The organism is Arthrobacter sp. ISL-85 (assembly GCF_018613675.1).
Taxonomy (GTDB): domain Bacteria; phylum Actinomycetota; class Actinomycetes; order Actinomycetales; family Micrococcaceae; genus Arthrobacter.
Genome location: NZ_JAGGPQ010000009.1, coordinates 51,965 through 74,505, shown reverse-complemented (window position 1 = coordinate 74,505; position 22,541 = coordinate 51,965). Strand labels below are relative to the sequence as shown.

General features: G+C 63.9%; 21 protein-coding genes and 1 pseudogene. 14 read left to right on the top strand and 8 right to left on the bottom strand.

Translation table 11 applies throughout. The features are described from left to right. Positions 1-3: 3 nt before the first annotated feature. Entirely contained in the window at positions 4-1,581 is a 1,578-nt protein-coding gene (locus J7I84_RS07380) for an NCS1 family nucleobase:cation symporter-1 (protein ID WP_214942732.1), read from the bottom strand. A gap of 1,552 nt (positions 1,582-3,133) precedes the next feature. Here J7I84_RS07380 and J7I84_RS07375 point away from each other — a divergent pair. Then, positions 3,134-3,541 carry a VOC family protein gene (locus J7I84_RS07375; RefSeq protein WP_214942729.1) on the top strand — a complete coding sequence of 136 codons (408 nt, stop codon included), beginning with the start codon at positions 3,134-3,136 and terminating at the stop codon, positions 3,539-3,541. A gap of 145 nt (positions 3,542-3,686) precedes the next feature. Here the strand turns inward: J7I84_RS07375 and J7I84_RS07370 are convergent, their stop codons facing one another. Together J7I84_RS07370 and J7I84_RS07365 are read right to left on the bottom strand one after the other, a co-directional pair. Further along, the gene (locus J7I84_RS07370) at positions 3,687-4,583 is read right to left on the bottom strand and encodes a PrsW family glutamic-type intramembrane protease (protein ID WP_251046256.1); all 897 of its coding nucleotides are present in this window, start codon (positions 4,581-4,583) and stop codon (positions 3,687-3,689) included. Positions 4,584-4,617: 34 nt separating this feature from the next. After that, the gene (locus J7I84_RS07365) at positions 4,618-5,058 is read right to left on the bottom strand and encodes an STAS/SEC14 domain-containing protein (RefSeq protein ID WP_214942726.1); all 441 of its coding nucleotides are present in this window, start codon (positions 5,056-5,058) and stop codon (positions 4,618-4,620) included. A 633-nt stretch (positions 5,059-5,691) separates the two neighbouring features. Here J7I84_RS07365 and J7I84_RS07360 point away from each other — a divergent pair. The 5 genes from J7I84_RS07360 (at position 5,692) to J7I84_RS21875 (ending at position 10,032) form a co-directional block, all read left to right on the top strand. Beyond that, on the top strand, positions 5,692-6,582 hold the full coding sequence (locus J7I84_RS07360) for a hypothetical protein (protein ID WP_214942723.1): 891 nt from the start codon (positions 5,692-5,694) through the stop codon (positions 6,580-6,582). Next, positions 6,582-6,836, top strand: a complete 255-nt coding sequence (locus J7I84_RS21735) for a hypothetical protein (protein ID WP_285291193.1) — start codon at positions 6,582-6,584, stop codon at positions 6,834-6,836. The genes J7I84_RS07360 and J7I84_RS21735 overlap by 1 nt, the downstream gene beginning before the upstream one ends. A gap of 25 nt (positions 6,837-6,861) precedes the next feature. Next, positions 6,862-8,643: an N-acetylglutaminylglutamine amidotransferase gene (locus tag J7I84_RS07350; protein WP_214942719.1), complete on the top strand. Its 1,782-nt coding sequence runs from the start codon at positions 6,862-6,864 to the stop codon at positions 8,641-8,643. Positions 8,644-8,647: 4 nt separating this feature from the next. After that, complete coding sequence (locus J7I84_RS07345; RefSeq protein ID WP_311381098.1) at positions 8,648-9,577, top strand: M20/M25/M40 family metallo-hydrolase; 930 nt, start codon at positions 8,648-8,650, stop codon at positions 9,575-9,577. 227 nt (positions 9,578-9,804) lie between these two features. Further along, positions 9,805-10,032, top strand: a complete 228-nt coding sequence (locus J7I84_RS21875; protein WP_311381097.1) for a hypothetical protein — start codon at positions 9,805-9,807, stop codon at positions 10,030-10,032. A 415-nt stretch (positions 10,033-10,447) separates the two neighbouring features. On the opposite strand, the pseudogene J7I84_RS07340 reads toward J7I84_RS21875, so the two are convergent. From J7I84_RS07340 to J7I84_RS07320, 5 genes and pseudogenes are all read right to left on the bottom strand, one after another. Then, positions 10,448-10,908: pseudogene (locus J7I84_RS07340) on the bottom strand (DUF4383 domain-containing protein). Then, a complete protein-coding gene (locus J7I84_RS07335) occupies positions 10,877-11,485 on the bottom strand; it encodes a MarR family transcriptional regulator (RefSeq protein WP_214942716.1) in 609 nt (202 codons plus the stop codon). Before J7I84_RS07335 ends, J7I84_RS07340 begins: the two are co-directional and overlap by 32 nt. Beyond that, positions 11,482-12,156, bottom strand: a complete 675-nt coding sequence (locus J7I84_RS07330) for a DUF3618 domain-containing protein (protein WP_214942713.1) — start codon at positions 12,154-12,156, stop codon at positions 11,482-11,484. The genes J7I84_RS07335 and J7I84_RS07330 overlap by 4 nt, the downstream gene beginning before the upstream one ends. Then, positions 12,153-12,584, bottom strand: a complete 432-nt coding sequence (locus tag J7I84_RS07325) for a phage holin family protein (protein WP_214942710.1) — start codon at positions 12,582-12,584, stop codon at positions 12,153-12,155. Before J7I84_RS07325 ends, J7I84_RS07330 begins: the two co-directional genes overlap by 4 nt. After that, entirely contained in the window at positions 12,584-13,441 is an 858-nt protein-coding gene (locus tag J7I84_RS07320; RefSeq protein ID WP_214942706.1) for a hypothetical protein, read from the bottom strand. The genes J7I84_RS07325 and J7I84_RS07320 overlap by 1 nt, the downstream gene beginning before the upstream one ends. Before the next feature lie 1,020 nt (positions 13,442-14,461). Between J7I84_RS07320 and J7I84_RS07315 the strand changes: the two genes are divergently transcribed. The 8 genes from J7I84_RS07315 (at position 14,462) to J7I84_RS07280 (ending at position 22,056) form a co-directional block, all read left to right on the top strand. Further along, positions 14,462-14,671 (top strand): hypothetical protein, encoded by a 210-nt coding sequence (locus tag J7I84_RS07315; RefSeq protein ID WP_214942703.1) that lies wholly within the window; start codon positions 14,462-14,464, stop codon positions 14,669-14,671. A gap of 81 nt (positions 14,672-14,752) precedes the next feature. Further along, the gene (locus J7I84_RS07310) at positions 14,753-15,037 is read left to right on the top strand and encodes a hypothetical protein (RefSeq protein WP_214942700.1); all 285 of its coding nucleotides are present in this window, start codon (positions 14,753-14,755) and stop codon (positions 15,035-15,037) included. A 363-nt stretch (positions 15,038-15,400) separates the two neighbouring features. Continuing rightward, entirely contained in the window at positions 15,401-16,321 is a 921-nt protein-coding gene (locus tag J7I84_RS07305; protein ID WP_214942697.1) for a phosphodiesterase, read from the top strand. A gap of 31 nt (positions 16,322-16,352) precedes the next feature. Then, positions 16,353-17,822, top strand: coding sequence for a bifunctional cytidylyltransferase/SDR family oxidoreductase (locus tag J7I84_RS07300; protein ID WP_251046255.1), 1,470 nt, complete (start codon positions 16,353-16,355; stop codon positions 17,820-17,822). Beyond that, positions 17,819-19,381, top strand: coding sequence for a class I SAM-dependent methyltransferase (locus tag J7I84_RS21870; RefSeq protein WP_214942694.1), 1,563 nt, complete (start codon positions 17,819-17,821; stop codon positions 19,379-19,381). The genes J7I84_RS07300 and J7I84_RS21870 overlap by 4 nt, the downstream gene beginning before the upstream one ends. Continuing rightward, the gene (locus J7I84_RS07290) at positions 19,378-19,608 is read left to right on the top strand and encodes a DUF6752 domain-containing protein (protein ID WP_214942691.1); all 231 of its coding nucleotides are present in this window, start codon (positions 19,378-19,380) and stop codon (positions 19,606-19,608) included. The genes J7I84_RS21870 and J7I84_RS07290 overlap by 4 nt, the downstream gene beginning before the upstream one ends. After that, positions 19,605-20,939: a family 1 glycosylhydrolase gene (locus J7I84_RS07285; protein ID WP_214942688.1), complete on the top strand. Its 1,335-nt coding sequence runs from the start codon at positions 19,605-19,607 to the stop codon at positions 20,937-20,939. Before J7I84_RS07290 ends, J7I84_RS07285 begins: the two co-directional genes overlap by 4 nt. Continuing rightward, complete coding sequence (locus J7I84_RS07280) at positions 20,929-22,056, top strand: glycosyltransferase (RefSeq protein ID WP_214942686.1); 1,128 nt, start codon at positions 20,929-20,931, stop codon at positions 22,054-22,056. Before J7I84_RS07285 ends, J7I84_RS07280 begins: the two co-directional genes overlap by 11 nt. Positions 22,057-22,541 lie beyond the last annotated feature (485 nt).

Sequence of the window (22,541 nt, the reverse complement as noted above, 5' to 3'; positions counted from 1 at the left end):
GCCTCAGTGGAGGCTGGGGACGGCGATTGGTTCGCCGGAAACATCGTGGAAGGTTCGTTTCCGGTCGGCGACGACCAGGTATGCCAGGGCTCCGATCCCTGCGCCGATGAACCAGGAGAATGCTGCCACTGGTTGCAGAGCCGGGATGAAGGCGATGAGGAGCGAGATGACCGCTGCCGGGATGAAGGCTCCGATCGCCCTGAAGTTGACGCCGTTTTTGTAGAAGTAGGAGCCGTTGCTGATTTCGCTGTAGAGGTCAGGGACGTTGATTCTGGTCTTTCGGATGAGCCAGTAATCGGCCATGATGACGCCGAAGAGGGGTCCGAGCAGGGCGCCGAGGCCGCCGAGGAAGTAAACGATCACGGCGGGGTTGTTGTAGAGGTTCCAGGGCAGGATGACCAGGCCGATGATGGCGCTGACCAGGCTGGCGCGGCGGAAGTCGAGCCGCTTGGGCATGAGGTTCGTCAGGGCGTAGATGGGGGCGACGAAGTTCGCCATCAGGTTCACGGCGATGGTGAGCACCAGAAGGGCGAGGGCGGCCACGACCAGGAGGAACGTGTTCGGGATGGACTGGACGATGTCGGACGGGCTGCCGATGATCGCTCCGTTGATCTTGAACTGGGCGCCGGTCATGACGACCACGATGATGCCGAAGAACAGCATGTTCACGGGAATGCCCCAGAAATTGCCCTTGATGATGGACCGCCGGGTGGTGGAGGAGCGGGTGAAGTCGCAGAAGTTCAGGACGAAGGTCGCATAGATGGAGACCCAGAGTGCGCCGCCGGCAAAGATTTCCCGCCACATCGCTCCGCCCGTAAGGGCATCGTGGGTGGACAACGCGATGGAGCCGCCTGCCTGGATGAACATCCAGATTGCCAGCCCGGCCATGGTGACCAGGATGATGGGCCCTGCGAACGCTTCATACTTTCGGATCATGTCCATGCCGTACCGGACGATGATGACCTGGACCACCCAAAGGAACATGAATGACGCCCAGCCGAGGGTGGAAAGGCCCAGGAGGTCATTCCTGTCCAGGTCAGCGAGTGCCGGTGCCAGGGCGATGAGCAGCACCCGAAGGACCAGGGACGCCAGGTAGGTTTGGATGCCAAACCATACGATGGCGACGCCGCCGCGGATGAGTGCCGGAATCTGGGCGCCGTGGATCCCGAAGGCGATCCGGCTCATAACGGGGAACGGGACCCCGGTCTTGTGGCCCATGAAGCCGGAGAAGGTCAGGAGCAGGAACAGCAGCACCGCGCCGACGCCCAAGGCCAGAAGGATCTGCCAGGCCCCGAGGCCCAAGGCGAAAAGCCCAATCGCGAAGCCGTAGTTGCCCAGGCTGTGCACGTCATTCGCCCACAGGGTGAAGATGCTGTACGCAGTCCACCTACGCCCGGCCATCTTCGTCGGCGCAAGATCCTGGTTATAGAGCCGGGCACTGGTAGGTGACAGGCCCAAGGCCTCAGCACTGACCGGCGGTTCATGCAGGATCGGATCATGGTGCTCATGGTGGTGGTGATCCGCGGCTACCTTCGGGACGGCTTCATCTGCGGGACGGGTTGTATCGGGCACAAAACTCATGGAAATGCCTCTCTGGGACGTAAAGATTCCGGCCATGCCAAACGCTGTATCAAGGGGATGCGGACGCACGTCCGCCCAGTCAGTGCGCTGGGAACTCTGCGCCCGGGAATGGGTCAGCGGCCGGCATCAAGAAAGAACGGATATGCGGTCATTGCCGGGGTGATGCGGGGCGACGATGGTGCAGGCCGCCGTTTGGATTCCGAACCCTTCAACTGCCGGGAAATGCCCCCGGCGATCGGGGTCCGAATCCGGCACCGGGGCGATCAGAACTGGTCAGGAGGAGGCGCATCAGCGCCATATTCCTCCCGGCAGGGGCCGAACTCGCTTTCAGCCCCGCAGGTTGTGAGATGTACATGAACTCGGACCCATCACTTGGAAACCACCCTCGTCATCGAGGGGTGAACTCAGGGTAAGCCAGACCACATCGTTTTCACAATAGGGTAATTGAATTTCACATCGTGGAATACACTGCACAGTCGAATCTCCTAGACCCGTCGGGAGATGACGCTGTTTTGTCGCCCACTGCGCGGCGCAGGGCTGGAGCTGCACGGTTCCTGGGCAGGAATGCGACGATCCGGAGGACAGGCCAGGGAGGATCTTTCACTTTCCCGACTGCCCGCTGCCGGCGTTGCGCGCTGGCAGCGGCGTTTTATGACAACGACTTCCGGGACAGCGGGCGGCACGGGCCCGAACTGGTTTCCCAACCATCCGGGAACAAGGCATTCCGTCGCACTGGCTGATTAACGATGGCCGCGGGCGGAACGGTGGAGGCCTCGGGAGGTTCCCTGGGTGCGAAGACATCATCGATGCCATGGCGAACCCGTCACATTCGGACCATGCCGACTACTCTCTCTGACAGCCGAGGTAACTGGTTCGAACGAACCATTCAGCTGGCCCCTGGCATCCCGGCCGTGGACCGGGCGCTGGCCAACCAAGTTCGAGCCCATGGGTAGCGAGGGAAAAAGTCCAGGCGGGATGCGGAGTGCAACCCCTTTTGAGCCTCTCCCCCGCCCAAAATAAAGAGCCGATAATAAGGATTCCGTAAAGCTGTGACCAGCCGCCGCCACAATAGCGCCTAAATCTGGGGACCATGGGGTGTCAGCCTGGGGTGTAGTACCCAGGCAATTTTTGCGTAAAAATCTGCGACGGCTGCATGACGGACCTCACGGGCTCAGGAGGAATTCCCCCTCGCCGGATTCCCCAAACTCGGGTCCGCCCACGTGTGGCTTGACTTGAAGCCGGCGGGGTACCTCAGCAGGACGGGGTCTTGGATCAGGAATGCGCTGCCGGTCTCATCCGCATGAGCCCGCCGGTGGGAGGCTGGCCTTCGCAGCTTCGCACCGACGCGTCTTGCGCCGGTGGACCTTGTTTCGCTCGCGGAATGCCATTCCCGAGGGCGGCGACGGATATTCGGACCTAGCTAGTTTGCTAACTCGACTAGGTTGCCAATGGATCCGGAACGTGCCGGTGAACAGACTCGGGCCCTTGAATCGGGGGCGGTGTACGCGCAGGATTTGGCTGACCGGGGTGCTGCCAGGACCATGGAGTTGTCATGAAGTTGATCCAAATTGCTCAACGGGCAGTCGATCTTGACCGAGCTTCCGAGTTCTACACACGGCTGTTGGGTGCTGGGCCGACAGTAAGATTCGATCCACCGGGACTTTTGTTCTTTGATCTTGAGGGAGTCCGCCTTTTGCTCGACTCGGGAGCGCCGACGTCGCTGATCTACCTTGACGTGGATGACGTGGAGGTATTGATCCCGGAGCTCCGGGCTGCGGGCACAAAGGTCATCCAGGAACCGCAATTTGTCTACAGCCACGTGGATGGACGCCTCGGACCGGCCGGTACCGACGAATGGATGGCCTTTGTCGAGGACAGTGAGGGCAACACGGTGGGCCTGGTAAGCCGCAAGCCCAAAGCCGGCCACCCGCCGTCCGGCATTGTTGCCCCGGGGCATTGATCGGCTCGATTGTAGCCGGAGGTGTCGGTGATGAGGTGGACGGTTCCGGCGGAGGTGTTGGAGAGGGCTATTTTTCTGTCAGCGCCGACAGGGGCGATGACGAGGTTAGGGACGTCTTGGTCCAGCCGGCCCTGAGAAAGGGTTCCTATCGGGGAAACGAGCTGTCTTCCAGGGGACGGTGCCGGCGCAAGGTTCTCCTGAGCGCGATGAGGCCGAGTACCGATACGGTTATCAAGCCGATCACGTAGAAAGCTGAGGACAGGGAGGCCACTTCCGCTCCCGTCCCCGGCCTGAGGAAGCCGTATTCCAGGGCGGGGATCGCGTTACCTGTGACGATGAAGGCCAACAGGGCGGCGATCCCGCCCATCGAGTCCCACAGCCCGTGCAGGATTGCCACGCCGATAAACGCTGTGAGCACGGCCCGGGTGTACCGGTACCGGGAAGTTACCGGGTCGGCGGCGGCGAAGACGGCGGCGGCCAGCAGCGCGGTCCAGAGGACGTGGCCGACGGGTGTGAGGACGGAGCGCAGGGCTTCGGTTTGCAGCAGGGAGGCGACGTCAATCCCGTTGGTCGTTACCGCGGCATTGAAGGCATACCCGGCGGATTCAAAAGCCGCGAACCCGGCGCCCACGCAAGCCCCCAGGAGGGCGCCCTGCCGGGCTGTCTTGGGTGCAACAGAGCGGCCGATCAGCACGAAGATGACCGCTTTGACGAATTCTTCAATGAAGCCTACCCGGAAGTAGATCCAGGTTGAGGCGTGAAGGTCCGATTCCAGCAGGGACGCGCCCAGCACGCCGAAGATCCCGCCGAAAAAGAACGCGAGGATCAGCTGTATCGGTGCCAGTGTCCCGGTCACCCGTTCCACGGTGAAGAGGACCACGGTGAACGGAACGAGGAAACTGCCCAGCAGGATCAGGGTCGGGATCAGATTCGAGTTGCCCGTGGCCCCGGTTACCGCGATCGTCGCGATCCATAGCGCGAACCCCCCGAGCAGGGTCTTCCACCACCATCCGTGGCGATGACTCCGAAGGACGCTGTCCATTGTGGTTCTCCTGGTCTTGTGAGGGCATACAGGGTTAGGGCTCGTTCGGCAGAGCGTCAACTGGTGGGGAGGGAAGCTTCGGCTGATCCGGGGGCGCGGATATGGGCGAGTCCTCGAGGAGCCACTCGACGGCCTCACTCCTGTCAGTGAAGAAGCGGGTAGGGCACGGATACGAGTCGGCGCTGCGGAAGCTGGCGATGACGTAGTCCACGGGAGTGGAACAAAGCAGGGCGGTGCGGGTGGCAGCGCAATACGTTGACAATTCCGTGCGTGCATCATGGCTGATCGTCGCTGCGCCATTCATTTCCACAAGCAAAGCCCTTGGCAGGTCCCTGCAGAGGTCATTGATCCCGCACCTGGCCGTTCTGACATCATCGAGTTCAAGGGTGGAGTTGGGCTGCCAGGCCAGACAGATCACACCGTTCTCCAGGACTTCCAAGGAACCCTTTCCCCCGTTGATGTGCACTCGCTCCATTGCTTCACCTCCTTTTCGGCCCCGAGTTTCTGACAAGCAACATACCCACAATCTGTATGACGAACCGGACAGGCGTCCCGCTGATCCGAGGCCTTCCTGTCCGTCGCAGTGTGCAGTGAGGCAGGCACCGGCCATAAGTAAAAACCGCAACATAGGCCCGTGCAGTGGAGGAGTCCCGACCGGTGCTTGTCGCGGCGCAACCGGTGCCCTGCCCTTACCTTTACGGCTGCCAGCCGGGCCAGGTCGCCGCTTCCTGGGCGATGGGGCCCAGGACGGTGTGGGGTCCGGTGACTCGCGGTAGATGATGCTGCCGTAACAGCCGCGGGTGGGGAGCGGCACCAGCCTGCGGCTGGTGCGGTCGGCCTCACCCATGAGGACTCTCCGATGCACTGGTCCAGCAGCATGACTCCGACCGTCCATACCGGAAGCCGCTGAACGACGCCGCAGTTCCCGCTGTAGGGGCCGGGTCGATGGTCTGCCTTGCGAAGGGGAACTAAGTATGCTTACCATTTTGCTGAGGTCAAGCAAACGACTCGCTGATCCCCGGGGGGCAGTGTGGTCGGCCTTACCCAGGGTTGATCCCTGCCGGCAGCTGCTTGCTGTGGAGGGCGGCGCTCTTGTTAAAGGTGTGCGATGACGCGCAGGTTCGGTGTTGAAGAAGAATTCCTCATTGTGGACACTGGGGTTGGCCGGGCGGTGCCGCTGGGCGAAGTGCTCGAATGTTTGAATGACGGCGAGGGCCTGAGCAGTGAGATGAAGCAGGAGCAAATCGAGGCCTGCACGCTTCCGAGGATCAGCCTGGAGGAGTTGGCGCAGGACATCAGCGCCCGTCGGAAAAGCGCCGAGGTTTGCCACAAGCGGGGAAAGCCGTTGATTGTGGATGAGGCCTGGGGCGCGCACCTGCCTTTCCACCCCGGCACGCCGACCTGGGCGATGTCCGCCGGGGCCGATGTCTGTGTGGTCAGCGTCCACAAGATGGGGCTCGGGTTCGAGCAGGGCTCCGTGTTCCACCTTCAGGGTGATCTCGTGGACCCGGTCCGCCTGAACCAGTGCGCCGACGTCCTCTCCACCACCAGCGCCAGCACCCTGTTGTATGCCGCGATGGACGGCTGGCGCCGGCAGATGGTGCAGGAAGGCAAAGCCATGATCGAGCGGACCCTCGAACTCACCAAGGGACTCCGGCGGGACATCGAAGCGATCCCGGGACTGCACGTCCTTGAAGACGAACTTGTCCACGCGGAGGCCTCCCACGACCTGGACATCCAGCACGTTCTGATCGACGTTTCGAACCTCGGCATCAGCGGGTTCCAGGCGACGGACTGGCTGCGCGAAAATTACCGGATCGACATGGCACCACCGACCACCGCCGGACGGAGGCCGTCATTTCAGTTGCGGATGATCAGGAAACGGCCCACCGGCTGTTGGCAGCGCTCCGGGCACTGGCCGACGCCGCCCCGGACCTGCCCCGGCTACCGGCCGTCGTCATCCCCGAAGATGTACAAGAGCTTTCCCTGGAGATGGTGATGCTGCCCCGGGACGCGTTCTTCGGACCCGTGGAAGTCGTACCGTACGAAGCGGCGCCGGGCAGGATCGCCGCGGAGATGGCAACCCCCTACCCGCCGGGAATCCCCCTTCTGCTGCCCGGTGAGCGTATCAACAAAGCGGCAATTGACTACCTCCGCAGCGGCGTGGAGGCCGGCATGGTCCTGCCGGACCCCGCAGACCCCACCCTGAAGACCATCAGGGTGGTCCGGGAAGAACTGCACCGATCGCAGTAGATCGGCAAGAAACGAGGACAGCGGCATGTGCGGCATAGCGGGCGAAATCGCATTCAACGGCAGGGCGGCGTCGGGGGAAGCAGTTCTGAAAATCATGGAGGCCATGGCCTCCCGGGGACCGGACGGAAGGGGAAGCTGGAACGGCGGCTGGGTTGCGTTGGGGCACCGGCGGCTGAGCATCATCGACCTCTCCGACGCAGGGTCCCAGCCCATGGAGGACGACGGTGGCCTCACCATCGCCTTCAACGGCTGCATCTACAACTACCAGGAGCTGCGCCGGGAACTTCAGCCCGAGTTCCGCTTCCGGTCCACCAGTGACACCGAGGTGATCCTCAAGGCCTACCGGAAATGGGGTGGTGACTTTGTCCACCACCTGGCAGGCATGTTCGCGATCGCCATTTACGATCCGCAGCGGGAGGAAGTCCTCCTTGTCCGCGACCGGCTGGGCATCAAGCCGCTGTACGTTTCACACCTGCCCGGGAAGATGCGCTTCGCGTCCACGCTGCCCGCGCTGGTTGCCTCCGGCGGGATCGACACCGGCATCGACGAGGTGGCGCTGCACCACTACCTGAGCTGGCACTCGATCGTGCCGGCCCCGCACACCATCCTGCGCGGTGTCCGCAAGCTGCCGGCCGCTACCATCCGCACCGTCTGCGCTGACGGGACGTGGCATGACCGCGAGTACTGGCGGCCGGAGTACACCCGGAAGCCCGAGTACGCGGGCTGGTCCGCTGGCGACTGGCAGGACGCCGTGCGGGATTCCTTGCGGACAGCAGTACGACGGCGGATGGTGGCCGATGTGCCGGTAGGTGTCCTTTTGTCCGGGGGACTGGATTCCAGCCTCCTGGTTGCCCTGCTCGCCGAAGAGGGCCAGCACGGACTGTCCACGTTCAGCATCGGGTTCGACGACGGCGCCGGCGGTGACGCCGGGAACGAGTTCGAGTACTCGGACCTGGTGGCACGCGAATTCGGTACCCGGCACGAACGGCTGCACGTTCCCACCGCTGATTTTGCGCCCTCGATCGGGGACGCGCTCGAGGCCATGTCGGAGCCCATGGCCAGCCACGACGTCACCGCTTTCCACCTGCTCTCCGATACGGTGTCCCGGCATCTGAAGGTGGTGCAGTGCGGGCAGGGCGCGGACGAGGTGTTCGGCGGATACGGCTACCACCAGCCCCTGGCCGGTGTGCCGCGGGATCACGCCCTGGCCGCCTTCACCGCGTCATTTGTTGACCACAGCCACGAGGAACTCCTGGGAATCCTGCAGCCCGAGTGGTACTGCGGCTCCGACCTCAGCGGCGAGGTCCTGGCCAGCCACTTGGCCGCTCCGGGCGCGGAAACCGCGTTGGACGCTGTCCTCCGCCTCGACACCCACCTGCTCATGGTGGACGATCCGGTAAAGCGGCTGGACAACATGAGCATGGCCTGGGGGCTCGAAGCGCGGGTACCGTTCCTTGACCACGAACTCGTGGAACTGGCCGCGTCCTGCCCGCCGGAACTCAAGGCAACGCAGGGCGGCAAGGGAATCCTGAAAGACCTGGGCCGGCAGCTGCTGCCCGCGGCAGTGATCGACAGGCCCAAGGGCTACTTCCCCGTCCCGGCCCTGCGACACCTGGAGGAACCCTTCCTCACCATGGTCGCTGAAGCCCTGCACGCCCCCGAAGCCAAACAACGCGGCTTGTTCCGCCCGTCCTACATCGACAGGCTCCTGGAGGATCCCAACAGCCATCGCACCCCGGTCAAGAGCAACGTCCTGTGGCAGTTCGCGCTCCTGGAAATGTGGCTGCAGCGCCACGGCGTGGGCTGAGGACATGACCTTGGACGCCGCGCTGCCCGAGCTGCGCCAAGCCGTCAAAGCCGACTTTCCAGCCGTCATCGGTGAACTGTCCGCCCAGGTGCGGATCCCGGCAATGGCCTGGGAGGCCTTTGACCCCTCCGAACTGCACCGGGCAGCGCGGCAGGTTGCCGGGTTGATCCATGATGCCGGGATCGCCGATGTTGAAATCCTGCAGGCGCCGCGGCCTGACGGCAAGGCCGGAGCCCCGGCGGTGGTGGGACGCCGTCCTGCACATCCGGGCCGGCCCACTATCCTGCTCTACGCGCACTATGACATCCAGCCGGCCGGGGCCCTGGCTCTGTGGGCCAGCCCGCCCTTCGACGCGGTAGAGCGGGGCGGCCGGCTGTGGGGCAGGGGAGTGGCGGACAACAACGCCGGAGTGCTGCTGCATCTGGCCGCCGTCCGCAACGCACTCCGCGTCCTCGGGGACGGGCTGGGCGTCGGCGTGACCATCCTGATTGACGGCGAAGAGGAAGCCGGCTCGCCCAGCCTGCCGCTGCTGCTGCAGCGGCACAGCGAAATGCTCAACGCTGACGTACTGGTGGTCGCCGACTCCGGGAACTGGCAGGTCGGAGTGCCCGCCCTAACCACCAGCCTGCGGGGACTGATTCTGGGAACCATCGAGGTCCGGGTGCTGGATCATGCCCTGCATTCAGGGACCTACGGCGGGCCCGCGGTGGACGCAGTCGCAGCGCTGTCCCGGCTTCTGGCCACCCTTCACCACGACGACGGCAGCGTCGCCATCCCCGGCCTGCCAGCAGATGAGGAACCGGGGCCGCAGCTGTCCGAGGCCACCTTCCGGGCCGATGCCGGTGTGCGCGCGCCGGGGCGTTCCGTTGGCAGGCACCGGCAGCATCACCTCACGGTTATGGACCAAGCCGGCCCTCGCGGTCATCGGTATTGACGCCCCCTCCGTAGCGCTGTCCTCCGACACGCTGCAGCCCGCGGCGCGGGCCAGGTTCAGCCTGAGCCTGGCCCCGTCAAGTGACACCGCGGCAGCGATGGAGGCGTCGGCGCCACGTTGAAGCGCAGGCGCCGTTTGGTGCGGAGGTCCGGTTCTTTCCCCGCGGACGCACCGATGGGTTTGCCGGTAACACGTCCTCACGCGCTGCCGGGCTGATGCTCTCAGCCATGTCCGACACCTGGGGGGCTCCGGCCGTGACCATGGGGATAGGCGGCTCGATCCCCGCCGTCGGCATCCTGAAAAAGCTGTACCCGCAAGCGGACATGCTCATTACCGGCGCGGAAGATCCCCATTCACGGGCACACGGGGCCAACGAATCCATCCACCTGGCCAACTTCGAAAACGCGATCGTGGCCGAAGCCCTGCTTCTGGCCCGCCTGAACTCCACCGACTGAGGCGGACGATCGCTCACCGTTGCCGGGGCGTGGCGTCGCCCTTCCCGGCAAGTGGGACGTGTCCGGGAACCGGTCCAGGTGCTTGGCGCAGGTTCCTCAGGTGGGCTCTTCGCACAGTGAACGGCGGCTCAGCTTCGCAGCCCGGACAGTATTAGTGATCGTTTTGCTCCCGGACCAGTTGACTGCTCCTTGGCCTTGCGAGCAACCGCTCCGCAAGCTCCTTCTGATCGATGATCTCTCGCGTCACGGGATCCAGCGTCACCTCTGTCATCTCGGTCGTGGACTTTGACACGGCGGTCTCCTCTCGGATCAGGCCGGAACCTCACACACATTTCCCTTACAGTCTCACGGGTCCCGGATCCCGGGTCCCGGTGCGAAGGGAAGCGCCGGGAGCTTGTAAGCTCCGGGGCCTGTCCTAGCGGGTGACGGCGCTACCTCTGCGGTTGGTGTTGCGGGAGAGCAGTATGGCCAGCGCGATCATGGCGATGCCAGGGTGAAGTGGAGCCAGCTGTCTGCGGTGTTGACGGGGACGAAGTTGGCGGCGGTGTCGTGGCCGATGATGAGTCCGTAGAGCCAGAGGACGAGGTAGATGACTCCGCCGTAGAGCATGTAGTTCCGTGCCTGCCCGTTGCTACGGGAGAGGAGGACCCCGGCGATACCAAAGAGGAGGTGGACGATGTTATGCAGTACCGAGACCTGGAAGATGCCCAGGAGGAGCGCGCCGGAGTCGTGTCCGGCGAAGGAGAGCGCGGTGTAGTTGCTCGTGATGCCGGGGATGAAGCCGAGGATTCCGACGAGCAGGAAAACTGCGCCTACTGCCTGTGCTGCTTTTTGCAGTGTTGTCTTAGGCCCGGTCGTGCGGTTTGTTGTAGCCATGGGTGCGCTCCTTGTTCATGGGGGTGCGTGCTTGTGATGTGCGGGGGAGGGGAGTGTGCTCGGTGTTCCTGAGTCGGGTGATGTGGTGTTCGAGTTGGCGGCGGAACTCGGCGTCCGCTTCGGCTTCGGGGAGTGCCCGAACCAGGTCCTCGGCCGTGGACAGGGCGGCGCGTCCGGTTTCGGTGAGGCGGATGTTGGCGCTTCGTCCATCGCGTGCCCGTTCCTTGGTGAGGAACCCAAGCCCTTGAAGCCGGTGTATGACCTTGCCGAGGCTTTGACTGCTTACACAGAGCAGCTCGGCGAGTTCGGTGAGGGTGGTGGTGTCCAGTTCTGCCACTACCTCGAGCGCGTCTACCCCGCTGCTGGTGAGTTTCAGGTGGGCGAGTTGGCGGTTCAGGCGGCGTTCGGTGAGCCGGGCAGTGATGGTGATGAGCCGGTGCGTGGCCCACTGCTCCGGGCCTGGTTGCTGTAAAGCGTTCAAGTCCGTGGGACCACCGGCGGGGGACTCCGGGTCCGGGTCCGGTGGCCGCCCCGCCGGGCGGCGGGGCGGCTTCGGGACCTTGTTCTGGCCGCTCACGTGTTCGTGACGTTGTCCTTGGCGTCGGCGGCGCGGTCTTTGACGTCGGTGAGGGCGTCCTGGCCTTCGGCTTTGACGTTCTGGACACCGTCGGTGGCGGCGGTTTTGACGTTGTCCATCGCTTCCTGGGCTGGTTCCTTCAAATCCTGAACCATGTCCTTCGCCGCGTCGCTGACTTTGCCGGCGAGCGGTTCGGCCGCGGTTTTGAGCTGGTCCGCTGCCTCGCGTTCCTTCCGGCTGGCCGGGATCAGGGAGGAGATCAGCATCCCGGCGCCGAACGCGATCAGCCCGGCGGCCAGGGGATTCCCTGCTGCAGAGGCTTTGACCTGGCCGGGTGCGTGGGAGATCGCGGTGCCGGCGTCAGAGAACCTGGCAGCGACACTGTCCTTCGCGTCGTGCAGGGTGTCCCCGGTGGTGTGCAGGGCGTCACCGGTGTGCCCGGCACCGGCGGAAACGGTGTCCTGCACGGCGCTGGTGGCGGTGTCTGCCGCCCCCATGATCCGCTCCCTGACCCCGGTCACGGCGCCTTTCACGGAATCCTTGACTTTGTCAGTCTGGCGCTGGACGACGTTGGCCGGGGTGACTTTGTCAGCGACCGCGTCCACGTTGGTACCCAGGCGTGCCCGGGTAGCTTCGATTTCTTGGCGGATGACGTCAGGGTTCTCGCTCATGGGGTTACCTCACCTGGTTTTAGGGTTGGGGGAATTTCAGAGAGTGTCTCACTGGTCTGCGGCATGCCTTTGATCTGCTTGAGCTCCTTGCGGCCCATAGACGCCAGGACCGCCGCGACGATGGCCCAGATCACGGCGACAATCACCGCAGCCCAGCCCAGCGGCATGACCGCCCCCAGGCCCCACATCAGGGCCAGGGACAGGAACAGCAGAACGAAGTGCCCGGCCACACCGGCACCGGCAAGCATCCCACCGCCCTTGCCTGCCTTCGACCCGGACTGCTTCAACTCGGCCTTGGCCAGTGCCACCTCCTGACGCATCAGAGTGGACAAATCACGGGTTACATCCCCGAGCAACTCGCCCAAGGAGGCGTTGTCCGCCAGCAGATGCGCCGCACTCGGCGGCGGCTCCGGAATCTCACTGCTCATCACAGACCACCCGGCTCGCCGCCGGCACGACGATCCCGCCTAAGGGGATCACTCACCAGGGGATCATCGGCAAGACTGCCGTGACCCAGGGGGTCTTCAGCCGTCCGGTTCCCCGCCCATGGTTCTTCATCCACAGGTTCAGGGCTGACCGGGGGGCTGGCAAGGGCGGAGTCCGGGTAGCCGGTGTTGCCGCCCCCGGAGGTACCGGCCGTGGCCGGCTCGTCGTAGAAGGGTTCCCCGATACCGGGAACGACGACGGCTTCCGTCACCGGGGGTTGGGCCGTCTGCGCGGCGGGGGCGTCTGCGCCCTGGGAGCTCGGGGCGCCCGCGGTGAGGCTGCGGGTAAGCCGTCCGGCCAGGACGCCGGCGCCGGCGGCAAGCAGGAGGAACGTACCGGGCCGGTTCCGGGCGAAACGCTGCACTTCACCGAGCAGGTCACCCGGTTCCCTGTTCTCCAGCCAGCTGGCAACCGCCTCGGAACGCTGGGCGCCCTGCCGGATCAGGTCACTGGCCACCCCCTGCTGCTCCGGGGCATCGGCCATGCTCTGCAACTGACCCGAGACGGTCCGGATCCCCTCAGCAGCCTTCTGCTGCTGGGTCCCGGCCTGGCTCGAGAACCCCGACTTGGCCTGGGCGAGCAAATCCCGGGCGCTGGACTTCGCCTCCGAAGCGACGTTCGCGACTTCGTCCATCGCCGTCCGGGCAACCCCCTGGGCTGACTCTGCCACCTGCCCGGCGACACCTGCCGCCTCATCCTTTGCCGCTTCAGCCTTGCCCGAGGCGGGAGAATCCGACGTGTCAGTCCCGGAAGAGACCGGGACAGACCCTGGCACAGACGCCCATTGGTTTTCAGTCATCATTGCTCACTTTCCTTCATGATCAGCTGCTGCTGACAAGCCAGCACTTAACCCAATAGTAAGCAGGTTTACTAGTATTAGTAAGTACCCTTGCTATCTTGTCCGTTTAGTCAGACCCTTGCAGCGCGGCTGGCGAGTAGATGGTCCTGTAGCTGAGGTTTGGGGCCGAGGTGCGCGGTTGCGGTTGCCGGCCCTGCCCTGCCCTGCCGCCAGCCGGGAACGGTGGTACATGCGTTGGACGTGCAGCCACACGCCCAGCATCTGCTCCTGCGCATTCTCACCGCCCTTGCGCCGCGGCCAGTCGTTCCCGGCCGCCAAATACCCTTGCAGCTCAGCCAGGCGTTGGCTCCCGCGGGCTTCGTGCCGGTCCTTGAGCGGCGGGCGCCGCGCCGGTCCCATCCCGGCAGGGCCGTGAGGCCTTCGCGATAGATGGCGGGAGCGTGCCTTTTTGTGCCTCCTGGGCTTCGGCGGTAAAGCCATACAGCCAGTGCCCGTTCACCTGCGGTGAAGGAATGCGTGGACGGAAATCTGCCTTCCGCCCGGTACAGGGCGATGGTGTCATTCATGTGCTTTATCCCGGTACTGGAAACCCTTTGCACCGGAATAACTGTTGCCTTGTGCTCCCCGCGGATCAGCGGCGCCTCCTGGGCTGCTATCCGCAGGTGGTACCGGACAGTGCGCACGGGGACACCCGCGACTTCGGCGATCTTCCCTGTACGGACACCCTCGCGGAACAACTGCACCCATTCCGGATGCGGGGCGGAACGCCTAACCCCTGAACTAACCCCCGTCATGATGGCCTTCTTAGATTTGGGAACTCCCCCGCGGGTTTTCGCTGCGGGTCCTTGACTCCAGCCAAACCACGAACGATGGTATCGGTTCCGGCCCCAAGGGGTATGGATGAACAGCATGAGGAGCCCGCTTCCGGTGCCGGCACCCCCATGCCCATGCGTCCACTCCCCTTGGTGGAACACTGATACTGCTCTTGTGGGGATGGGTGAGCAGAAGCAAGGATTGGTTATGGATGACCTTCGGCATACAGCCAGAGTCCTGTTGCAGCGGAACAACCTGGGATTGTTCGACCTTTGGATCTTTTACTGGAATCACGGCGGGCACTGCCACCCTTTTGATTTCGATGCCTTCATCCACGAGATCCTTCCCCCATCCTGGTTCGATATGGCGGCCCTCGAGCTTGCACTGCGGGAGTTGTCGCTCGAGGCGGTCACCTGATTTCCCCCCTGCTCGTGCACGAACGGGTCAGCTGCACGGACACCAGGGCAGGCAGAGAAGCCGCTGCTGTGGAACCACGCGATGCACTGGGGTACCGGTGCGCTCCTTGGCGCACTTCGGGGCATATGGTCAGTCACCGGCATTCGAGGGGCGCTGGCCAACACCAAGCAGACCGGCGTACGCCTGGCGTTCGACCAAACCCTCGAAAATGGGACCGGCATGGGAGTAGCTCCCTCAACCTGGGCCCGCCAGGATCAGGTCGTGGGCGTCTTCCATAAGGCGGTCTATTCCATCACGACAGGTGTTGCCGCCGACCACTGGATCCGGCCCTTGCTCGAATCCCGCAAGGGGCCTACCAGCCGCTAGCAGATGCTCCACGAGTCCAGATGCCCTGATAGTTCTCCCTGTCGTCCCGCCCACAGCCCCAGGGGCTCCAGTACGGGAACAGCCCTTCTTGGTGGGCCCAGCCCCGGCCTTCGCGGCTAGGGTTCGGTGGGACATGGACCGTCAGTGGAGCGGTCCAGCTGCTTGTCCTTGTGCGGACGGTGACGGCGTCAAAGTTTCCGGGCTGCGCGCGGGTGGGCCGTAAAATCCGGGGGCCGCCGCGGCGGACCTCTTCCCACATATTGGCAAGCATGCTTATCATGTTGTTCTTTTCCGGCGGCAAGCAGAGTCGCCCTCAGACCTTCCCGTGGTGCACGTTGCGGCGGGACTGGCTGAAAGGCAGACATGCAGCAATTCGAAGGGGAACATCCTGGCCCCAACCATGTCCTGGTCCATGTCAGTGACCCTCATTTTGTCGGGGACGGGTTGTTGTATGGGGGGATGGATCCCCGGCTGGGGTTGGTGGAAGTCCTGGATGTTGTTGAGGCGGCCGGGCCGGAGCCGGAAGCGATCATTTTTTCGGGTGATTTAGCGGATCAGGGGAGCGCTGAAGCGTATCGAGAGTTGCGGGCAGTTTGCGGTTCGTACGCCGCCCGTATGGGTTGCCGGCTCATTTGGGCCATGGGTAATCACGACGAACGGGGCAACTTCCAGCGTGTGCTGTTGGAGGAACCTCCACTTCCTGGTCCCGTCGACCGTCGTTATGACCTCGGCGGTCTTCGTGTCTTGGTGCTGGATTCCTCTACACCAGGGGTCCACCACGGGCAGGTGAGCGTCGACCAGTTGCGCTGGCTTGACAAGGAGCTCGAGGAGCCCGCCGACGACGGCACGCTCCTGGTGATTCACCACCCCCCGGTGCCTGTTGTCCAGGATCTTGCGGTGCTCTCCGAACTCCGGGGCCAGGAGGAACTGGCCCGGGTATTGTCCGGGAGCGATGTCATCGGGATCCTGGCCGGGCACGCGCATTGCTCCCTCTTTTCCACCTTTGCCGGCATCCCGGTCTCGGTGGCCTCCTCCACCAGCTACACCCAGGACCTCGCCCTTCCACCAGGGGCGATGCAGGGTGTGGACGGCGCCCGTTCCTTCAACCTTCTCCGCATCCATGGCCGCACTCTGGTCACGGCTGTCGTCCCGGTAGGGGACTACCCCCGATTCGGGGAACCGGTCAGCGCGGAGGAGACGCGGCACCGGTTGGAGGCCGCTGGTGTCAGCATTGCCGAGCCCGCCAGCAAACCTGCAGGAGGCACCGTCACCGGCCGCGGCTAGTGGCCCATCCCAGCGACTGAAAGGACCAACCTTGGACCAGCAGCCCGCCGTCGCACCACGACGGCACAGTAACCAACGAGCCCGCGGTGCCGCCGGGCCTTGGAATGCCGCCGTTATCCTGGCGGGCGGCATCGGAGCCAGAATGGGGCTCGAGATCCCGAAACAGTTCGTTCCCATCGCAGGACGTACCAGCCTTGAGCACACCGTGGACCTCTTCGAGTGCTGCGAGCTGGTGGATGAAATCATCGTCATGATGACACCGGGGTATCTGCCCAAAGCCCGGGAACTGCTGCTGGGCAAAAATCCGTATTCGAAGATCACGGCCATCCTCCCGGGCGGAGCGGACCGCAGCGAGACCTCCCGTCTGGCCCTGAACGCCATCGCCGACCAGGAAGCGAACGTCATTTTCCACGACGCCGTCCGTCCCTTGCTCGATGGCGACATCATCGGAGCCTGTATCCGCGCACTCGACGAATACGCCGCCGTCGACACCGCCATCCCTTCAGCGGACACCATCATCGAAGTCGACGCCAATAACTTCATCACCGCGGTCCCACCACGCGCCCAGCTCCGCCGCGGCCAGACGCCGCAGGCCTTCCGGATGCCGGTGATCACCCGGGCCTATGAACGCGCCGCGCTGGACCCCGGTTTCGCCGCGACGGACGACTGCTCTGTGGTGCTCAAGTACTGCCCTGACGTACCGATTTTCGTCGTGGACGGGGACGAGGCGAACATTAAAATCACCCAGCCCATCGACATCCACATTGCCGACAAGCTGTTCCAGCTCAAGCACAAAGCTCCACCCAAAGGCGGCCCGATGGAAAACCTTTCGGGCAGGACTGTCCTGGTGTTCGGGGCAAGTTCCGGCATCGGCCTGGAACTGGTCCAGCTGCTGGAAGCCGAAGGCGCCCTAGTGATCGGGCAGAGCCGGACCGGGAGCGGCACCTTTGTCGAGGATAGGGCCTGCGTGGCCGCGGCACTGGCCGATGCGGACAGGATCCATGGGCACATTGACCACGTCATCCTCACCGCTGGGGTGCTAAGCGTAGGCCCGCTCGCCCAACTGACCGATGAGCAGCTTCATCACGACGTGGACGTCAATCTCACAGCAGCATTCATCGTGGCGCAGGAATCCCAGCCTTACCTGGCAAAGAGCAAAGGCTCCCTGACCCTGTTCGCCTCCAGTTCCTACACCCGGGGCCGGGCGAACTACACCGTATATTCCGCAACTAAAGCCGCGATCGTGAATCTTACCCAGGCTCTCGCCGATGAATGGAGCAGTGATGGCATCAGGGTGAACTGCATCAGCCCCAGCAGGACCGCGACCCCCATGCGGACCCGGGCCTTCGGGGCAGAGGCAGACGGGTCACTGCTGCCGGCAGCAGCGGTTGCTGCGGCCAGCGTGCAGGTATTGGCCTCCCGGATGACAGGGCAGGTCATCGATGTCCGGCTTCCCTACGCCGATACCACCAGTGACCCGCAACTGGTGGCGCAACCGTGAACCAGAAGCTCCAGACCAGCGAAGCAACCCGCAGCATCCACGCGGACCGGCACGCCTTGACCGTCACCGGCACGCCGATCCCCGTGGATGCCATGTTGTCCATCCTGTTCGATGGCAGGCCCGTCTGGAACGTCCGGTCCGGTGACGCAACCCGGCCCGGCCCCGAGGGAGGGAGCACTATTGACTGGCCTCCTGCCCTGGCCGGACGCCTGACAGGCTGGGCACTGCTCACCGTGCTGCAGGACGGGCAACCCATCGGGGCAACGAAACGGGTGGTCTTCGACGCAGCCCCGCATCACTTCGCCCTGGTGGAGCCGGGCACCGGCATCCCGCAGATCGTGAATAAGTGGGGCAGGATCGCCAGGAACTTTGAGGGGCGACGGGCGCACCTGGTCGACGAGGCCCTGGATGAGGCCTGCGCACTCATCGACTGGATGCACGGTCAGGGCCTGGAACCCTTCGTCACCGGCGGAACCCTTCTGGGACCGGTCCGTGACGGGCGCATAATGCCGGGGGATGATGACGTTGACCTCGCTTACCTGAGCCGATTCGAGAACCCATCCGACATCGCGCTGGAGAGCTTCGCGCTGGAACGCGCCCTGCATCGGCAGGGGTATCAAACGGTCCGGCATTCCGCCGGTCACCTGCAAGTGCTGTTCCCCGGAGAGGACGGCACGGACCGGTTCTACCTCGACATCTTCGCGTACTTCATCACGGCCGGGTGGTTCCACGGGACATTCCATGCACGCGAACCGCAGCAGCGCGTCCCCATTTTTCCGCTGACAACACTCACGGTGAACAACCGCACACTGCCGGCACCCAACAATCCCGAGGCAATGCTTGAGGCGATATACGGCCCGGGCTGGCGGAGTCCTGATCCGGCGTTCCGCTTCGTGACGCCTCCGCCTGCGCGGCGTCGTTATGAGACCTGGCTGGGAAACCTCGATGGGGACAGGGAGAACTGGGAGGACCACCACCGGGGCCTCCTCACCGACGGAAATGACGGCGGTGCGGGCCCTTGGGCGGAGCACTTGGCGCGGCGGCTTCCGCCGGGGTCCCGCATCCTTGAACTCGGCTGCGGCCTGGGCAGGGACGCCCGGCATTTCGCCGAGCAGGGCCACCACGTAGTCGCCGTTGATTACAGCCGCCCTGCCCTCGAATCCCTCAGCGCCTTCCGGACACGCTCGGGCGGTTCCCTTCAAACCGCCCGGGTGAACATGAACAACCTGCGCGAAGTGGTGCCCCTGGCCAAGCTCGCTAATGAGGGCGATACGCCGGTTTTCGTCTACGGGCGGCTCCTTCTGGATTCACTCAGCGAACAGGGCAGCGAAAACACGTTGAGACTGCTCAGACACCTCCTGGGTGACCAACCAGCCAGGGCAGGAGCATTCCTGGAGTTTCAGGCAGAACCTTCAGACCCGCCGTTTCCGGGCTCCCGCTTCCACCACCCGGTGGACACGACAGCGCTCCAGCGGGGACTTGGAGCCCTTGGCCTGGAAACCCGTGTTGATGACCGAAGTGCAGCAACCTGTCGAATGGAAGTGAGGGCTTTACCGTGACTGACCCTACAACTGAAGCGCCGCTTATGCCGGTGGGAGATCCGCTGCAGGAGATCAATCTGCGGTTATCGGTGGCAGCGTCGGAGATAGCCCAGTTGCGGGCAGAAATAGGGCGGCTGGACCGGGACCTGGACGAATCCCGCCGGCTGAACCTGAGAGCGGCGGAGCTGCTGGATCTGGTTCATGAGCACCTCTCGAAAACCCCGGCCGCAGGAGCAGCGACATGAACCAGGGCGCCCGTAAACCCATCGAACTGATCGGCGCCTTCGAAAGCACCTACATGCCAGGGCACGACAGGGACATCTTCGAATCGACTGCGCACGACGTGCAGTGGAAGCAGGATCTGGACCTGTTGACAAGAACAGGGGTCAGCCGTCTGCGTTACCCCGTGCGCTGGCACCGGGTAGAAGCTGAGGAAGGCGTCTTCGATTGGGCGGGAACAGACAGGGTGTTGCATCACCTGCGGGAGTCCGGGTTCCGGCCGATCCTGGACCTTGTTCACCACACCAGTTACCCCAGGTGGCTGGAGGGAGGCTTCGCTGACCCCCGTTTCCGCGATGCCTACCTTCGGTACACGGAAAAGTTCGCTAGGCGATACCCCTGGGTGGAGGAGTACACGCTGTTCAACGAGCCGTTCTCAACCCTGTTCCTCTCCGGGCACGAGGGCATCTGGCCTCCCTACCAGAAAGGGCTCGATACATTCGTGGCGCAGATCCTCAATGTACTGCCGGCCGTCGCCGAAGCCAGCCGGGCCTACGCCGACCTGCTCCCCGGAGCCCAACACGTTTGGGTGGACACCTGCGAACACCACACCGGGTCGGGGCCACACGGTTCCGCTTACGCCACAATGGCCAACGAGCGAAGATTCCTTGTCCTGGACACCTTCCTGGGGCGCGGCTACGACCTGGAGGGACCCATGGCGGACGTACTTTCCAAGGCTGGGGGAGAGGCGCTGATGGGCTGGGACCCGGGCCGCGTAGACGTGCTGGGCCTGGATTACTACGCCCACTGCCAATGGCACTTCGATGACAAGGGCGGTACGCCCAACACCCCCCACCCGCTTCCCCTGGCGCAACAGATCTACATCTACTGGGACCGCTACAGGCTGCCCTGCCTCCTCACGGAAACCAACATCCGCGGCCGGACGACCGACCGCGCCACCTGGTTCAAGTACGTTCTGGAGCAATGCGAACGTGCCCGGCAGATGGGAGTTCCGCTGGAGGGTCTTTGCTGGTTCCCGCTGATTGATTCAACAGACTGGGATTCCCTCCTCTACCGCAACGACGGCCACATCGACCCGGTGGGCGTGTACTGGCTCGATGACGAGCTTGCGCGGCAACCGTCCGTCATGTCCGAGACTTACGCGAAGGCCGCCGCCGGGACTCCTTCACCTCAACTCCCCGCATACACGCTGGGCGAACCGGTGGCCACCTGGCTCCGCGGGTACCGGCCGCACATGCAGCACTGGAGATGGACGGCCGCCCCGGCAGCGGACCAGGGCAACAGCCTGCCCAACACGCATACCCGAATGGAATTGAGGATTGTCAATGCAGAATGAACTGATCGTCCTGTCCCACCTACGCTGGGATTGGGTCTGGCAACGGCCCCAGCACCTTGTCTCCCGGCTCGGTTCCCACTGCACCACCTGGTACGTGGAGGAGCCCTTAACCCCCGCGGCGGACTACCGGGGAACGAACAGACTAAACCATGCCCGCGTCGACGGGGTGAACCGTGCCTGGCTCGAAATACCCGAACAAGGCCACCACGTGGGCTTTTTCGATGATGTTCTCCCCGACTACATCGAACAACTTCCACAGTTGGTGGGAGAGCCAGCCGGGGAACGCGTGGTCTGGTTGTATACGCCGCTTGCCTTGGAACTGGCCCTCGCGCTGAATCCGACCACGCTCGTTTATGACGTGATGGATGACCTCGCCGCGTTCAAGGATGCCCCGCCCGAGCTCGTGGTCAGGCAACGGCAGGCGCTCCGCCGGGCTGACGTCGTCTTTGCCGGAGGCCGTTCCCTGCACCGGTCCATCGTGCGGCAGGGCCGCGCGGATGCTCTGCTGTTTCCAAGCGGCGTGGAGCCGGAACATTTTCAACGCCCGTCGCCTCCGGTGCGGAGTGAACGGCACCGGCCAGTTGCCGGGTACATGGGCGTGCTCGACGAGCGGTTGGACCTCGAACTTCTGGCAGGCCTTGCCTCCGCCCTGCCGGAGTGGGACATCCGGATGTACGGTCCGATGGCAAAGATTGACCCGGCCACCCTTCCCCAATCGCCCAACATCCACTACGCCGGATACACCAGCTACTCCGACCTCCCCGCAGCGTTAGCCGGCCTGGACGTGGCGTTGATGCCGTTCGCAATGAACGAGGCCACCCGGTCCATCAGCCCCACCAAGACACTGGAATACATTGCAGCCGGCTTACCTGTCATCTCCACCCGCGTACCGGACGTCGTAGCGGACTTCCCAGGGGTCGTACACCTCCGCGACGACGCTGCAGGGTTCGCCGCCCTTTGCCGGCAGCTGGGCCGACGGGACCCAGCCCGCGCGCCAAGGGCGGGGACCCGGGAATTGCTGGCAAAGTACCACTGGGACACGATCGCACAGCAGATGGCGGAGTCAGTATTTAAGAACGCAACCAGACAGCCGGATCCGACCGAAGCCACCGCATAAATCACAACCCTCATCAGACCGAAAATAAGAGCACGCGGCACTAACTGACCAACGGTAAGAAGACCCAGGAAATCCTCACCGCGCAAGGGACCGGCTCACATGTGGCAGGCACTACGAGGAGGGTCCTGCCGGACGCGTGCTCCCCATTCTTGGCAAGGTTCCATCGGGATAGAAGGAGAAACGGGGTGAAAGGCGCACGCCTAACAAAACTTCAAGGCAGCTTTAATCCGATCACCGGTCTTTGGCCCCTGCTGCACATGCGAAGCTTTGAAACCCTCAGCGGTCCGAAAAGGGATAAATGACTCGTTCGTACAGTTTCGGGGCTACTCATCACCGTCGGCTTGAAGCAACTGCCCAGCGCCTCAGCTGCTGCAAGCCGACGTTCCGTAGCCAAACGCCTCGGTGTCGGCACAGCTGCTACCTTGGCAGCCATCGACGTCGTTTATGTGCCAAAGGGGTCCGATCAGCAAGGTATATCTGCTGGA